This is a genomic window from Roseivirga pacifica (genome assembly GCF_900111145.1).
In the GTDB taxonomy this organism is placed as follows: domain Bacteria; phylum Bacteroidota; class Bacteroidia; order Cytophagales; family Cyclobacteriaceae; genus Roseivirga; species Roseivirga pacifica.
In genome coordinates this window covers 636,459-652,345 of sequence record NZ_FOIR01000002.1, presented here as the reverse complement: position 1 = coordinate 652,345, position 15,887 = coordinate 636,459, and the positions used below count along the sequence as shown (strand labels likewise).

The 15,887-nt window shown below is 42.3% G+C and carries 13 protein-coding genes; 5 read left to right on the top strand and 8 right to left on the bottom strand.

Annotation, left to right across the window (positions count from 1 at the left end; translation table 11 throughout):
* From BMW98_RS11630 to BMW98_RS11615, 4 genes are read left to right on the top strand one after another with little or no spacing between them, the layout of a single operon-like run.
* Positions 1 to 1,587 (top strand): RagB/SusD family nutrient uptake outer membrane protein, encoded by a 1,587-nt coding sequence (locus tag BMW98_RS11630; RefSeq protein WP_162844734.1) that lies wholly within the window; start codon positions 1 to 3, stop codon positions 1,585 to 1,587.
* Between the two features lie 3 nt (positions 1,588 to 1,590).
* A complete protein-coding gene (locus tag BMW98_RS11625) occupies positions 1,591 to 3,354 on the top strand; it encodes a PKD domain-containing protein (protein WP_090258756.1) in 1,764 nt (587 codons plus the stop codon).
* A gap of 45 nt (positions 3,355 to 3,399) precedes the next feature.
* On the top strand, positions 3,400 to 5,145 hold the full coding sequence (locus BMW98_RS11620) for an outer membrane protein assembly factor BamB family protein (RefSeq protein ID WP_162844735.1): 1,746 nt from the start codon (positions 3,400 to 3,402) through the stop codon (positions 5,143 to 5,145).
* Between the two features lie 59 nt (positions 5,146 to 5,204).
* Entirely contained in the window at positions 5,205 to 6,104 is a 900-nt protein-coding gene (locus tag BMW98_RS11615; protein WP_090258754.1) for a glycerophosphodiester phosphodiesterase family protein, read from the top strand.
* Positions 6,105 to 6,184: 80 nt separating this feature from the next.
* On the opposite strand, the gene mnmE is transcribed toward BMW98_RS11615, so the two are convergent.
* From mnmE to BMW98_RS11575, 8 genes are all read right to left on the bottom strand, one after another.
* Positions 6,185 to 7,564, bottom strand: coding sequence for a tRNA uridine-5-carboxymethylaminomethyl(34) synthesis GTPase MnmE (gene mnmE / locus BMW98_RS11610; protein ID WP_090258753.1), 1,380 nt, complete (start codon positions 7,562 to 7,564; stop codon positions 6,185 to 6,187).
* Between the two features lie 436 nt (positions 7,565 to 8,000).
* Positions 8,001 to 8,636, bottom strand: coding sequence for a hypothetical protein (locus BMW98_RS11605; RefSeq protein ID WP_139177524.1), 636 nt, complete (start codon positions 8,634 to 8,636; stop codon positions 8,001 to 8,003).
* 260 nt (positions 8,637 to 8,896) lie between these two features.
* Positions 8,897 to 9,763, bottom strand: a complete 867-nt coding sequence (locus BMW98_RS11600; protein WP_090258751.1) for a metal ABC transporter permease — start codon at positions 9,761 to 9,763, stop codon at positions 8,897 to 8,899.
* A 145-nt stretch (positions 9,764 to 9,908) separates the two neighbouring features.
* Complete coding sequence (locus BMW98_RS11595) at positions 9,909 to 11,195, bottom strand: metal ABC transporter permease (protein ID WP_090258750.1); 1,287 nt, start codon at positions 11,193 to 11,195, stop codon at positions 9,909 to 9,911.
* A 1-nt stretch (position 11,196) separates the two neighbouring features.
* Positions 11,197 to 11,988 carry a metal ABC transporter ATP-binding protein gene (locus BMW98_RS11590; RefSeq protein WP_090258749.1) on the bottom strand — a complete coding sequence of 264 codons (792 nt, stop codon included), beginning with the start codon at positions 11,986 to 11,988 and terminating at the stop codon, positions 11,197 to 11,199.
* A gap of 119 nt (positions 11,989 to 12,107) precedes the next feature.
* Entirely contained in the window at positions 12,108 to 13,025 is a 918-nt protein-coding gene (locus BMW98_RS11585) for a metal ABC transporter solute-binding protein, Zn/Mn family (RefSeq protein WP_090258748.1), read from the bottom strand.
* The gene (locus BMW98_RS11580; protein ID WP_090258747.1) at positions 13,022 to 13,681 is read right to left on the bottom strand and encodes a metal-dependent transcriptional regulator; all 660 of its coding nucleotides are present in this window, start codon (positions 13,679 to 13,681) and stop codon (positions 13,022 to 13,024) included. Before BMW98_RS11580 ends, BMW98_RS11585 begins: the two co-directional genes overlap by 4 nt.
* Before the next feature lie 141 nt (positions 13,682 to 13,822).
* Positions 13,823 to 14,941 (bottom strand): glycosyltransferase family protein, encoded by a 1,119-nt coding sequence (locus BMW98_RS11575; RefSeq protein WP_090258746.1) that lies wholly within the window; start codon positions 14,939 to 14,941, stop codon positions 13,823 to 13,825.
* A gap of 39 nt (positions 14,942 to 14,980) precedes the next feature.
* Between BMW98_RS11575 and BMW98_RS11570 the strand changes: the two genes are divergently transcribed.
* On the top strand, positions 14,981 to 15,793 hold the full coding sequence (locus tag BMW98_RS11570) for a 2,3,4,5-tetrahydropyridine-2,6-dicarboxylate N-succinyltransferase (protein WP_090258745.1): 813 nt from the start codon (positions 14,981 to 14,983) through the stop codon (positions 15,791 to 15,793).
* Positions 15,794 to 15,887: the final 94 nt, after the last annotated feature.

The window sequence follows — 15,887 nt, the reverse complement described above, 5'->3', positions numbered from 1 at the left end:
ATGAAATCAATAAAACTTTTGTTGCTCGTAGTTTCAGCTCTTCTAACATTATTTGCTTGCGAGAGCTTTCTGGAAGAAGTGGACCCCAATAGAGTTACAGCGAATAACTTTTTTACGACTCCGGTTGGTTTAAGAGATGCTGTAGATGGAGTATATGCACCTATGAGGGATTGGATAGGGTTAGAGGAGCACTATACCTTTACGGTATTCGGAACAGATACTTTTACCGAGGCAGCCGATGAAAGCTCCAGTTGGTCTAGTAAGCAGTTTAACCGATATAACTCTGATTTGAACCCTCTTTCAGAGAAAATTGAGCTTTTATGGGAGGTGTGCTATAGAGGCATTAATAATGCTAATACTGCCATTAATAGATCGCAAGAGGTAGATATGCCCGAAGCGGAGAAGAACGACCTGCTTGGTCAAGCTCGGTTTTTAAGGGCGTACTACTATTTCTGGCTAGTGAGGAATTACGGTAGTGTACCTATTAAGTTGGATGAAACTGTTGGGGTAGAAACTGGTTTTTCAAGAAACTCAACTGACGAAGTACTGACGAGTATTATCGAGGATTTAGAGTTCGCGGCAGCAAATTTAAGCACCAACCCGGTACAATTTGGTAGGCCAAGTACTTGGGCTGCACGAAATTTTTTGGCCTTGGCGTATTTAACCAGAGGTAGAGACGCCTCTGATTATCAGCGTGCATTTGGTAACGCTCAGGAAGTTATCAATCGAAGTCCACACAGATTGCTTTTTGACTATGCAGACCTCTGGAAGTTAGAGAATCAGGAAAATAATGAAGTTATCTGGTCGGTGCAGTTTTCTAGTATTGAGTCTAATAATGGAGGCGATGGTAATAGGGGACACTTATTTTTCTTGATGGAATATGATTTGGCCAAATACCACATGGAGCGCGATGTAGAAAATGGTAGACCTTTTAAAAGATTTAGACCAACTAATTATTTGCTAGAATTGTATGAAGAAAACGACCCTCGATTCAATGCGTCATTCAAGAATGTATGGTACTGTAATAGTGAGGCCAGACTACCTAATGATGGCAGTTTAGCAATTGGTGATACGTGCATTTATTTGCCAAGAACTCCACTAACAGATGCAGAGAAAGACGTAAAACCCTATACAGTAATTAATCCCGATGAATATGATTCACGCACCTTTCCTTCTTTAAGAAAGTTTGATCAACCAGATAGAGTAGATCAATCGGATAGAGATGGCTCTCGAGACTTTATAGTATTCAGGTTGGCAGAGACATATCTGATTGCAGCCGAGGCCGAGTATAGGCTGAATGGAGGTGGTTTGGATTACCTAAATGCGGTAAGAAGAAGAGCAAATCAACCTGAACTTACAAGTATTGATATTAATGTCATTCTTGATGAAAGAGCAAGGGAATTGGCCGGAGAGGGTAAGCGCTGGTTCGATCTAGTGCGGTCAAACGCACTTGTAGAACGTGTGAGACAATACAATCCAGTTATAGCGGCTGAAAACATAGATGTACACCATGTGCTTAGGCCGTTGCCTCAGTCAGAAATTGATATTGTAGACTCTGATAACTTCACACAGAACCCAGGCTACTAAATCATGAAAAAATATAGTCTAAAAATTATTGCCACTTTGGTGGCCTTGGCAACTATTGCCTCATGTAAAAAGGACCAAACCAATATTCCACCTATTGCGGAGTTTACAGTTGGCTCTGAAATAGTGAAAACAGGCGAGCTATTAGTGCTTACGGAGTCATCTTACGATGTAGATGGTAATATTTTGGACTGGCAATGGGAATACGGAGATGGAAGAACTTCAAAGGAGCAAGAACCATCTGTTGCTTACAACAAAGAAGGAGTTTATGAATTAGCACTTACAGTTGTAGATAACCATGGGGAGGCAGGTTCAACTTCCACTAGCATAACTGTAGAAAACGAGAATGTCGCCCCTGCACTAGCCTTTACTATTACTGGGGCGCGGGTAATAGATGGCAATAAATATGATGTAGGAAGTACATTGGTTTTTGAAGACCAATCAACCGATGAGGATGGAGAAATAGCTAAATCAATTTGGACAATTTCTGAGAATTCTATTGAGAGTTCAAAGATTGAAAAAACATTTAATCTATTGGGCGAGGTGGAAGTATCCCTAACGGTAGAGGATAATGAGGGGCTAACTTCTGATACGAGCTTCGTTTTGAACTTTTCTGGCTTGGAATTAGAGCCTTGGCAACCCGGGTGGCTCGATATACATCACATTAATACCGGTCGTGGCGATGCTACCTTCCTTGTTTTTCCCGATGGTACTAATATGTTATTCGATGCAGGCAATAAGTACATGCCTGGAGATAGTGAACCTGACTTCTCTGTTCATCCAAACAATAGCAAAAGCCCCGGGCAGTGGATTGCCAGTTATATAACTCGTGTTACCGAACATTACAGATCACCAAGTATAGATTATGCCGTAATATCCCACTTTCATATTGATCATATGGGGAAGATCAATGATAGTGCCCCGCGCTCTCAGGTTGGTCCATATAGGCTGTCTGGTATTACTCAGGTTGGAGATTTACTACCAATTGAGTATTTGATCGACCGAGGCTACCCAGATTATAACTTCCCAGTTGACCTTATAAAGTATCGCGATGACATTAAAAACTATGTTGACTTTCTGAAGTATCAGAGGGATAATAATGGTTTGATTCCTTTGGTATTTAAGGTGGGGGCAAACAATCAATTCCCTTTGCTTAAGACCCCTTCTGCTTACCCACAATTTCATGTGCAAAATGTTTATGCCAATGGTGAAATCTGGACAGGAGGTAATGCAGAAACCCGTCACCTGAATTTTGATCCCCCTCTGGTAGATAAGAATGGAGACTGGAACGGGAATGCACTAAGTATAGCTCTTACTGTTAATTATGGTTCATTTTCTTACTTCACAGGAGGTGACTTAACTGGTGAGAATAACTTTCCTGATTATGATATAGAATCCGAAATAGCTCAGGTTTTGAACCCAGTTGGTGCTATGGCGCTCAATCATCATGGCTATAAAGATGCTACCAATAATAATTTAATGAGGGGGCTAAGTCCTCGAGTAATTGTGCAACAGGCTCATAATAATGCACATGTAAATGGAGAGGTTTTAGGAAGGATAAGAGCTTATGGAAAAGCAGACCTCTTTGTTTCTAACATGAGTGATTTCTATGAAAGTAATGCTTCTGTAACCAGCAATTTCAAATCAACCTCAGGCCATGTTCTCATTAGGGTTAGCCCAAGTGGAGATGAATTTATGGTTTACATACTTAATGATAATAGTCCAGAATTTCCGGCCATTAAAGCTTTTGGCCCATACACAACCAATTAGTATTAGATGCAACCAAATTATAAAACAATGAAAACAAACCTTATCATGAAAAAGCACTTATTATTGCTTGTTTTGGGGCTCATTATTGTAGCCTCCTGTAAAAAAGAAGATCCTGAAAATATTCTGCCAACGGCTTCATTTTCCATTAGCTCTTCAGCACCAGAAACCGAGGAGACAATTTCGTTTACAGATCTATCTACTGATAGCGATGGAGAAATTGAATCTTGGAGCTGGGACTTTGGAAACGGGAGTAGCTCTACGGAACAGAACCCGAGTACAATTTACACTGACCCTGGAAAATACACCATTTCCTTAACTGTAACAGACAACCGAGGCGGTGTTGGTACTAAAACACAAGAGTTAGATGTTATTGATGGAAACCAAATTCCTAATGTTGCTTTTGGAATCGCTGCTACATCAAATATTATTGAAACTACAGATGGACTGCTTTATGGCGAAACATCTACTGATTCCATTTTCTTTAAGGGAATGGAATTGAACTTTACCGATAACTCTAGTGACGATGGTACCATAACTAGCTATAGCTGGGATTTTGGAGATGGAACAACTTCCGATGCAACAAACCCAACACACACTTATAGTGAAGATGCAAAAACATACGAAGTAACCTTATCTGTAACAGATGATGAAGGAGCCGTGGGCACCTATACTAAAAAGGTGTATATCGCAGGGCTTAAATGGACATTCTTGACCAATAGTATGGAAACAGCTTCTCCTTCAGTTGATGATAACGGGGATATTTATATCGGTGATAGGGCCGGGTATGTATATAAAATAAATAAAGATAATGGAACCGCTATTTGGACTTTTGAAGCTGGTGAAAGGGTACGTAGCAGTGTAACCATTAGTGATGACGGACAAACTGTTTATGTAGGTTCAAACGCGGAGAAATTCTACGCCATAGATGCTGCAACAGGTGCCGAAAAGTGGAGTGTTGATGTAACTGGGCAAATAGATAAATCCAGTGCTGCATTAGATGTTGACGGCAACTTGTATGTAGGGACTGGCGATGGTATTCTTTACTCTTTTGATGCTTCAGGAAATGAGAACTGGACTTTTGATGGGGGGCATGAAGATGGCGGAATTCAGTCTTCTCCAATTTATTACAACAACATGGTTTTTGTGGCAATTGATAGTATGGTTTATGGTGTAAATGCATCAACTGGTGAGAAAACTTGGGGTTATGATACGAATGGAGATCGATACGAAGGGCATTTTGTGATTGATGATAATGGATATCTGTATGGTGGCTCAGAAGAAAATGATGAAAACTTCGGTTACTTATACGCATTGAATACTGCTGATGGTAGCGAAATATGGCAGAGAGATGTTCCTGGAGAAGTTAGAGCTAATTCACCAATACTTGGCGAAGATGGAGGACTATACATTTCTACGGAAGATGGTGATGACCAGGCTTCAATGGCAATGTACAAACTAGATGCTGCATCTGGAGCCCAACTTTGGGAGTCGACTCCCGCTGAAGATGATTTTAAGGTTGGCGGAACATTAGGAGCTACGGGCACAATTTACATAGGCTCTAATGACGATCACTTTTACTTAGTAGATAGCGAAACCGGTGGAACTATGCTGAAATTCCGATATGAAGACGCAGATCATTCAACTGTTCCTGTTATTGGTACAGATGGAACCGTTTATTTCGGTAACCGTGGCTCATTTCTGTATGCACTAAGCGTTTTTGACAATGAAGCTTTACCGGTAGCAGGCTGGCCAACAGTTGGCGGCAATGCTAAGCACCAAGATAGAAAATAAACTAGAAGGGGAGACGCTTGAAAGTCTCCCCAAATTTCTCTTATTATTTTAAAAGTCACATGAAGTACAGGATAACATTCCTATTGCACTTGTTGGTTTTGCCTGCTTTCTGCCAACAGAATACTACCGAATTTGCGGAGTTAATAACAATGATGAAGCAACCAAAACCAAACTATGTTATGGTTGTGGCCCATCGAGGTGATTGGCGCAATTTCCCAGAAAATTCACTTGCAGCAATACAGAGCTGTATAGATATGGGGGTTGATATGGTAGAGATTGATGTGGCTTTTACAAGAGATGGGGTTCCGGTGCTTATGCACGACAAAACTTTAGATAGAACCACGACAGGTAAGGGGGCAGTCTCCTCAAAAACATTTGCACAACTCAAAATGCTAAGGTTGAGAGATGGGTTGGGAAGACCAACTGAGCACGAAATTCCAACACTAGAAGAAGCACTCGTACTGTGTAAGGGTAGGATTTTAGTGAATTTAGACAAGGCAGAAAATCGAATTCCTGATTTATACCCGCTTCTTTTAAAAACAGGGATGATTGATCAAGTAGCATTAGGTAGTTACAAGGCTTATGAAGAGATGTCATCAATGGCTGGAGACTATTTGAAAAAGATTAACTACATGCCTAAAATTAAAGATAATAGCAGAGCCATCTCGGCTTACCTAAAACAGTTTGAGGATAGCCTTAATTTTAGTGTACTACAGGTGCGATTTGAATCAGAAACAGCAGCTACCGTTGAATACTTAAATGTTGGAGATAAGTATAGTAGTTGGATTTGGGTGAATACCATTACGGCAAATAGGAGTGCAAATCATCATGATGATAGAGCTGTTACTGACTTGGACGGAAGCTATGGTTGGCTAATAGAGAGAGGTGTTAATATGATGCAAACCGATAGACCACAGCTATTGCTTAATTATTTGAGACAAAGAAATCTACATAGATAAAGTTGATTAGATTAGGTTTTGGGGCAGCCAGAAATGGTTGCCTTTTTTTGTTCACTTTAGTTTTCTAAAGTCGATTTGTCTTACTTTCCGATACAAAACTTACTGAAAATATTTGCCAATAAATCATCCGTTGTGATTTCGCCTGTAATCTCACCGAGGTAGTGGAGGGCTTGGCGGATGTCCATGGCCACAAAGTCGTTGCTTACCATATTGTCTATGCCTTCAATTACAGCGTCTAGCGAGTTTTTGGTTTGGAGTAGCGAATCGTAGTGGCGGATGTTGGTCACCACGGTGTCGCCACGTTTAAACTTGTCGAGGTTTACTAATTCTAGAATACGGTCTTTTAGTAGTTCTACTTGCTCTGGTTCATTAGCTGAAAGGAAGAGCATGTCGGGATGCTGCTTTTGCAGCTGCTCCACAAATGATTCCTTCACCTTGTCGAGTTTATTGCCCACCTTAAGGAAAGGCACTCCGGTGTTCTCCAAAACATTGATCTCCTTGTTCATTTCAACCACATCAACTTGCGATAGGTCGAAGAGATAAATGATCATGGAAGCGGTTTTCATTTTGGCTTGCGTGCGCTCCACGCCAATCTTTTCAATGGCATCAGTGGTTTCGCGCAATCCGGCCGTATCGATAAAGCGGAAGGCCACACCACCAATAATGATCTCATCTTCGATAAAATCGCGGGTGGTACCGGCAATGTCCGATACAATGGCTTTTTCTTCCTTCAGCAAAGCATTCAGTAGGGTAGACTTGCCCGCATTGGGTTTACCGGCAATCACGGTTGGTACACCGTTTTTAATTACGTTACCCAAGTCGAAAGAGTGAATCAATGCGTTCACTACTTTGAGCAACTTGTTCACCAAGTCTTTCAAGTCATCACGGCTGGCAAATTCCACATCTTCTTCACCAAAGTCGAGTTCCAATTCTATCATAGAGGCAAAGTGAATCAGCTCTTCGCGCAGGCGTTTGATCTCACCAGAAAAGCCACCACGCATTTGGTTCAGTGCCGTATGGTGCGATGCTTCCGAATCAGCGTTGATCAGGTCGGCCACAGCCTCGGCTTGTGCCAAGTCAAACTGACCATGCATAAAGGCGCGCTTGGTAAACTCTCCTGGTTTGGCAGGCCGTGCTCCTTTGCGAATCAGCAGTTGGATGATCTGGCGGATAATGAAGTTAGAACCGTGGCAAGATATCTCAACTACGTTCTCTTTTGTGAAGGATTTTGGTGCAATAAACAGCGATATCAGTACCTCATCTAAGATTTTTTCACCATCACGGATTGTACCAAAATGAATCGTATGACTTTCCTGAGCCTCAAGGTTTTTCCCCTTAAACACCTGATTAGTAAGCTTTATAGATTCTGGTCCGCTAAGACGGATAACACCAATGGCGCCAACTCCCTGCGGAGTAGCTAGGGCAATAATGGTATCGTTGTTTTGCATCAAACTTTGCATGGCGCAAAGATAGGGGTTCGGCAGGAATTAGAGCTATGGTTTCGGTTTATGCTGGATTGGTTTGTTGTTACTTACCCCTCTGAATCTCCCCTAAATTAGGGGAGAAGTTGGTTTTTGTTTGCGTAATCTGTTCTTCGATTAACTGATTTACCGATTACCCAACTTCCCAGTTAGATATAAGGCCGCGAGAGATTCTTTCTCCCGAATACTCGGGATCAGAATGACGGGGTAATTGGCTTTTGCAGTAACCGAAATTTTGAACCACGAACTTTTGAACTAACCTACCCTCAGTCCCTTAAGGGATGCCACTGTTTTCCGATTAACTGATATGCTGATAACTAATAACCACTCATCGTTTGTAGCAAGGGTGATTGAATGATCGGTTTGTAATCGATGCTCTCACTTATAATCGTTGGAGAACTTTTGGGGTATTGAGTTACTTCTTTCGATTATAGTTCAAGACCAAAAGCTCGTTGTATTTTTTCTCATTACAAGGTAATTCGCCCAAATCCCAATAATTGTCCATTTTGTGGAAGTAAATTAGCAGGTTGGTGGTTTCGTTGGTATAGTCTATTCTTCTATCCCAATCTTTAATGTCATAAGTGTCCATCTTATCCGCGGAACTTTTATCTAGTGTGCAGTTAGCATCTCCCAACGGAAATTTAAAGTCGCCTGCCCCATAATCGTTTAATAACCATCCTTTACAGCTATAGCCTTGGTCCATTATGTCATTGAATAAACTTCTCGTGGCTTTTATTTTATTGAAAGTAGGTACAATGTTTTTACATGTTCCTAACTCTTCAGGTGTATCCTTTCCATATATCGTTAGTAATATTCGGTTCAGTTCATCATTATTATCGAAGAGATAGATTAAACGCCCAGTATGGCCTGTTGATGTGGTGACTCCTTGATATAGAAGTCCGTTTGAGTATCTGGTGTCATCAAGGGTGCCATCTTTTTCAACAGCTCTTACTTCTGATTTACTCATTCCCCAGCTCACATTTCGCATTACTGTTTGGCTGTAACTCTGGACTACTATAGTCAAAAGTATAATTGATAAAATATTCTTCATGTTTCTTAAGTACAGTAAGGATAGCGATTATTTCTAATTAAAAGCCTTAAGCATAAAGCCTTTTCGGAATACCACTGATCTCTGATGAACTGATAACTCGCTATTAACCCCTCTGTATCTCCCCTAAATTAGGGGAGAAGTTGGTTTTCGTTTTTGTAACCTTTTTTCTGATTACTGATAGCTAATAGTAACCAATAACCCTCTGTCCCTATAGGGATGCCACTGTTTTCGGATTAACTGATATACTGATAACTAACTCCCTAAGCACTAGCCAATCGTTTAGTAATCAACCCAGTATTAGGAGCGAACAGGTAGGTTATGGCGAATAGAATTCCGGCAACGGTTACAATAGCGCCTGCAATGGAGCCGTCAAGCCATACGGCTAGGAAGTAGCCTGCTATGCTGATAACGACTGCTATTATGCAGGTGATAATCAGCATATGCGAGAATTTCTCGGTGAGCAGGTAGGCGGTAGCCGGTGGAGCGACCAATAGGGCAACCACCAAGATGGCACCAACCGAATCGAAAGCGGAAACCGTGGTCATTGATACTGCTCCCATTAAAAGGTAATTCCAAAGGCTTACAGAAATGCCTACTGTAGCAGCAAATGAAGGGTCGAAGGTGGTGAGGTAAAGCTGCTTAAATCCAATGCGAAGGAATAGCACGTTCACAACCAGTGTAAGCGCAGCAATATAAAGGGCTCTCGGCCCCATAATAGCGCCAGAATCGGTTATCCAAAGGTCAATAGGTACGTAGGCTATTTCGCCATAAAGCACGCATTCTTGGTCTAAATCAACCTGGCCTGCAAAAACGGAAATGAGTATAACGCCTAAAGCAAAAAGCCATGTAAACGTAACGCCAATGGCGGCATCAGTTTGGAGCCGGGCTTTATTGTGGAAGTATTCGATAAGAAATGTGCTGAAAATACCCAAAAGAGCCGCACCAAGTATCATTTCGAAAGAGTCGCGGGTGCCGGTAAGCAGAAAAGCAATGACAATACCCGGAAGTACAGCATGTGAAATAGCATCGCCCACCATGGCCATTTTGCGCAGAATGAGAAAGCTGCCCAGCAAGCCACAGGAGATGGCAAACAAGCTAGCGGTTAATATGATGTAGAATGCACTCATGCTTTAGGCAATTGGTTTATTTGTCAATGGTCAATGGTCAATTTTCCTTTTTGTTTGGTCGACCCTTCGGCCTTGCTCAGGGTAGAAAAAGAGTTTTGCTTCTTTTGGTAATCTTTCTAACATCTAAAGTCTTAAATCTGACATCTCAATAAGGTATCTGCTCATCGTGTGGATCTGTTGCTCTTCGGTCAAACATTTTTTCAAGCCTTTCTTCGAGCTCAGGCGTAATAATATGCTCGATTGTTTCGGCATCTTCATGCACGTGGTCTGGGGCTATTTTCATTTTTTCAGATAAATAAAGCTCCCAAAGCCTGTGCAGCTTTACCACGCGCTGTCCTTTCATTTTACCAGCTTCCGTATAGCGCCAATCTCCATTGGTTTTTGTTAAAAAACCTTGTCTGCGTAATCTATTCAAAGACTTTCGCAGTGTTTTTTCAGGAAAGTAACGTTCCTCAATTATTTCTTCTATGCTTCTGCCTTTATACAAGTCGTGGTCTTTTTCTCCCAGGTGGAAAAGCTCTTTCAATAGGTTCTCGTCCATAATCATGCGTTGTAGCTTTCGTTGTTCCATACCGCGCGAGATTATACCACGCTTAGGTGCTACAAAGAAGGAAATCAACGCAATGGCAGAAATGATCATTACGATCCACGGGCCGGTAGGCATTGCTGGCGCTGCATAGCTTACAAAAGCACCGCTTAGGCCGGAGAATCCACCTAAAATGGCTGCAAGTAGCGTCATAACCCTGGTGTCATTGGTCCAGAAGCGTGCAGCCGCAGCTGGTGTAATAAGCATGGCAGCCATCAAAACCACACCAACGGCTTGAATTCCGGTAACCACGGCAAGTACCGTAAGCGAGGTGAGGAGGAGTTCTAGGCCTTTTACAGGCAGGCCAATGGCTTCGGCATAATCCTGATCGAAGGCCATTAGTTTAAGTTCTTTGAAGAAGAAAATCACGGTAGCGATGAGTACTACAGCCACAATACCGAAAACAATCAAGTCATTCCCTACTAGCGCGGCAGCTTTCCCGAATAGGAAGGAGTCGAGGCCGGTTTGTGCTGCGTTGCCAGAGTGCTGAATATTGGTGAGCATAAGAATGCCAATGCCAAAGAAGACCGAAAGAATTAGGGCAATGGCGGTGTCTTCCTTCAGTTTCGATTTTTTGCTGATGTGATCGATAATCACGAGCGATAACCAGCCAGTTACAAAAGCACCAATAATTAGGTAGATCGGGTTTTTAGTTCCAGAAAGGATAAAGGCCAAACAAATGCCAGGCAGTACCGAGTGTGCTACGGCATCGCCAACTAGGGCTTTCTTTTTTAGAAAGGTAAAGGTGCCAACCACGGCAGAAGAGGAGCTGAGTAAAATGGCGCCAACAGTTACGGCAATAATGCTCGGGTCTTGAAAAGAAAAGAATTCCTTGAGCGTTTCCATTTTAGTACTTTTCTCTACTTGGTATTTGTCGTTTTCTTACCAATTCGCCCACCTCAGCGAGAACGGTTAATTTGCCGCCATAGGTTTCTTGCAATAGTTGATTGTTGAATACTTTATCAATTGGCCCTGAGGCAACTAAACGCATGTTAAGTAGCATGATCCAATCGAAAAACTCAGCTGCAGACTGTAAGTCGTGGTGAACGACAATTACTGTTTTTCCTTGCGCTGTCATCTCTTGCATAATGGCCAGAATAGCAGCTTCGGTAGCTGCATCTACACCGGCAAAAGGTTCATCCATAAAGTATAAGTCAGCCTCTTGTGCCAGAGCCCTAGCTAGGAAAACGCGTTGTTGTTGACCGCCTGAAAGCTGAGAAATTTGTCTGTTTACAAAGGCTTCCATGCCAACCTTGCGCAGGCAGTTTATGGCCATCTCTTTATCGGCTTTGCGAGGCCTTGCAATAAGGCCAAGTTTTGCGTAGCGGCCCATGAGCACAACATCCAGTACGGAAGTAGGGAAGTCCCAGTCTACCGATTCGCGCTGCGGCACATAACTTACCCTGTCGCGTACTTTGTCTAATGGTTGATCGAACATGCGCATGTAGCCAGAAGCTAAGGGAAGTAGCCCCATAGCTGATTTGATTAGCGTTGACTTGCCTGCGCCATTGGGGCCAATAATGCCGATTAAGGCACCCTTGGGAAGCGTTGCATCTATATTCCACAATACCGGCTTCTTTTGGTATGAAACCGTCAAGTCGTGTATTTCTACTACCGGGTCTTTTGCTTCTATTTTCATTGTTTAGATTTTCACCCTTTAGGGTTGGGGTTCCTAGCCCCTAAATCCCCTAAAGGGGACTTTGTTTTAGGTTATGCCTAAGTCCCAGTTCTAAGAACTAGCAACCTAGAACCATGAACTTATCTTAACGATTCAACTATCGTTTTTACATTGGCTCTTACCATGCCTTCGTAGGTGCCTTCAGGTGTTCCTGCGGCTCCCATGGCATCGGAAAAGAGACTTCCGCCAATTACTACATCGTGTCCTTTTTGCTTACAACCTTCCACTATGGCGTTAATGTTTTTCTGTGAAACAGAGGTTTCAACAAACACCGCCTTTATCTTTCTGTCCACTATAAAGTTGATCAAGTCAACGCGGTCTTTTAGGCCAAATTCGGATAAGGTAGAGATGCCCTGAAGCCCCCGTACTTCAATATCATAAGCGCGGCCAAAGTAGCTGAATGCATCGTGTGCAGTAATTAGAATCCGCTTGTCTGCCGGTATCTTTTCAATCTCAGTAATGCACCATTCATGCAGTGCTTCTAGCTTGTTACGGTAAGCTGTTGCCCTTTGAATAAAGTACTTTTCGCTGTTTGGGGATTGTCTGATTAGCTCCTCTAAAACTACATCTATCGTTTGGCTCCATAGGCTCACATCAAACCAAATATGTGGGTCGTAAGTACCCTGATATATAGGACTATCGAGTAATAAATTTGAATCAATACTTTTAGATACAGGAATGACATCTTTTATGCGTTCCAGTTTTTCAAATACTTCTCCCATTTTACCTTCTAGGTGCAAGCCGTTGTAGAAGATTACATCGGCCTGTTGCAAACGGCCTAGGTCGCCCTGTGTGGCTTTGTAGAGGTGTGGGTCTACACCAGGCCCCATAAGCGCAGTTACTTGCAAGGAGTCTCCGCCAATATTCTTCACCACATCGGCAATCATACCCGTGGTGGTAACCACATTTAGTTTTTGATTAGTGTCTTCTCTCTTGCTGCTACATGCTGCAAAAGCAATCAAAAGGCTAAGCGAAAGGAATAGGTGTTTTATGCTCATTCAATTACAACTAATAGGTTTACCGCTGCTGCGGGCGAAATAGTGATGGCTTTGCTCTCTTCCAGCACAATGTCCATTGAGCCATCAAATTCGTTTTTGTCTTCAATGCTTAGTTTGGTGCCAATGGAAATGCCAACTTTGTCCAAGTACTTTAGGAAAGCCGGGCTAGAGTCGTCTACACCGATAACCGTGGCTTTGGCGCCAACTTCTGTGTCTTGCAATGGTTGTTTTTTTACAGATGAGAAGTTACCGTCCTCATCAGGTATTGGGTCGCCATGCGGATCGTGTTTAGGAAAGCCCAAAAACTCGTCCAAACGCTTAATGAGTAGGGGAGATTTAATGTGCTCCAGCTCCTCCGCAATCTCGTGCACTTCGTCCCATTTGAATTTCAGTTTATCAACCAAGAACACTTCCCAAAGGCGGTGTTTTCGAATAACCTTCAAGGCTATTTCTTTCCCTTTGTTCGATACGTTAACACCACGATATTTCTGGTAGTCCACCGCTTTCTTTTTAGAGAGCTTTCTGACCATGTCGCTAACTGAGGCAGGGGTTGTTTTCATCTCCTCGGCAAGGGCATTTGTGCTCACGCTGGTCTCCCCGTGTTGGGAGAGGTGGTATATGGCTTTGAGGTAGTTTTCTTCTACGTAACTAAACATTCATTTAGATTTTGACCAAAGGTATGTTTTTGGTTTGTCTAAAAAAAATGTTCGTCAGTGCTAATTATGCTAAAATGATTAATTAATTGCTGTTAGTCAATTGGTTAATTATTTTAAAAATAATTTTTAGCCTAATCTAAATTAGGTAAGTTGATCTATAAGGCTGACCAGTTTAGGCTTTTCGGAATCCCATAGACTGGTGTTGGTGTCGCCTATGGTGTAGAAGTTTTGAGGTTGCATTTGGCTAAGCAATTCAGTTGCGTTTATGTGATTGGGGTCAACTACAATGGCGGCATTAAACTGCTCACAGAATTCGACCCAGGTAGGGTTGTTCAAAAGAATAATCGGGAGCTTATTGGCCGTGTATTCAAACAGGCGCGTAAGCACCTTATCGTCATTCATTCCATTGTTAGGCTTTTTCAAAACAAAGCCATAATCAGCTTTCTGAATAGCTTCTATTATCTCGTTGTGCGGAACAAGGTGGTCGCCTCCATTCAGTTCAATAAAATCGCAGTCGGCAATCTCTTCCTTAAGCCTTAATAGGTCACGTTTAAGCGCACAATAGCCTACTATGCGCAAACGCACGCTACTGTCTAGCTGGTAGAGCTGCTTAGCAATGCTTATTGCTTCAAAAACTCCATTAGAGTCAGCAATGGTGCCGGTATAAACCAAATTAATCTTATCTGGCTCAGGTATTCTATAGGCTGGCTTTTCGTCTGCCTGTGGGGCATACTTATTTTCGAGTACTGTGTATTTATTTTTGGTGAAGGCGAGTTGGCTTACGTAAATGCTTTCGGCCAAAAGGTAGTGGTCTACGGCTGGGCGAAGACACCATTCTTTGAGCCTTATCCATGTGGCTAAAATGGCTCGGATAGGGCGGGGATAGATATTGGTGCTGCGAATGCTTTTTGAGTAATTTTCTTGTACATCGTACAAGAATTTGGCGCCAAATAAAATTTTGTACAAAAATGTAACTATCAGTAATTCATGGGTGCTAGCTATTATTACTTGAGGCTTTTGTTTAATATAAAGCGAAAGGATATGCCACGGTTTTAGAAGCCTAGAAAAGCTGAGTCTGCTGAAGCTTTTGAGGGGCGTAAAATGTATGTTGTCATGAACGTTGGTATTTTTTGATTCAAAGCCTATGATATTAATATCATATTTATTTGTTTCAGCCAACGAAAGACCAAACTTCTCGAGCATTCGAGTATCGTCAATAGGCTTGAGTACCGAGGCAATGACAACTTTGGTCTTTTTCATTCAATGGAATTAAAGTTAAAAATTTTCTGATTTTAAAAAATGGAGTTAAGAGATATCATCGAAAAAGCGTGGGACGATCGCAGCCTTATCCAAGACAAGGAAGTAGTGCTGGCCGTGAAAACCATCATTGAAGATTTGGATAGCGGGGATAAGAGAGTTGCGGAACCTACGGCAGATGGTTGGCAAGTGAATGAATGGGTGAAGAAGGCGGTGATTCTGTATTTCCCGATTCAGAAAATGAAGTCTATTGAGGTTGGACCTTTCGAATTTCATGACAAAATGAAGTTAAAGACTGGTTACGCTCAGAAGGGCATTAGAGTTGTGCCTCATGCTGTGGCGCGCTATGGTGCTTACATTAGCAAGGGTGTAGTTATGATGCCGTCTTACGTAAACATTGGTGCTTATGTAGATGAAGGAACCATGGTGGACACTTGGGCAACCGTAGGTAGCTGTGCACAGATTGGTAAAAACGTTCACCTAAGTGGTGGTGTTGGTATTGGTGGTGTGCTTGAGCCGCTGCAAGCTGCGCCTGTAATTGTTGAGGATAATGCTTTTATCGGTTCTAGATGTATTGTGGTTGAAGGCGTGAGAATTGGTAAAGAAGCTGTGCTTGGTGCCAATGTGACCCTTACGGCTAGTACTAAGATTATTGATGTTACCGGAAGCGAGCCTGTTGAGTACAAAGGCTATGTGCCAGAGCGTTCAGTAGTGATTCCTGGTAGCTACACTAAGAAATTCCCTGCAGGCGAATATCAGGTGCCAACAGCGTTAATTATCGGTAAAAGAAAAGCGAGTACAGATTTAAAAACTTCGCTCAACGATGCCTTGCGAGAGAACAATGTTGCGGTATAAAATTCCCATAATGGGATTTGAAATACATTAAAATACATCTAAAACATCCAGAAATGGGTGTTTTTTGTTTTTGGTACGTTGTTGGTTAATTGAG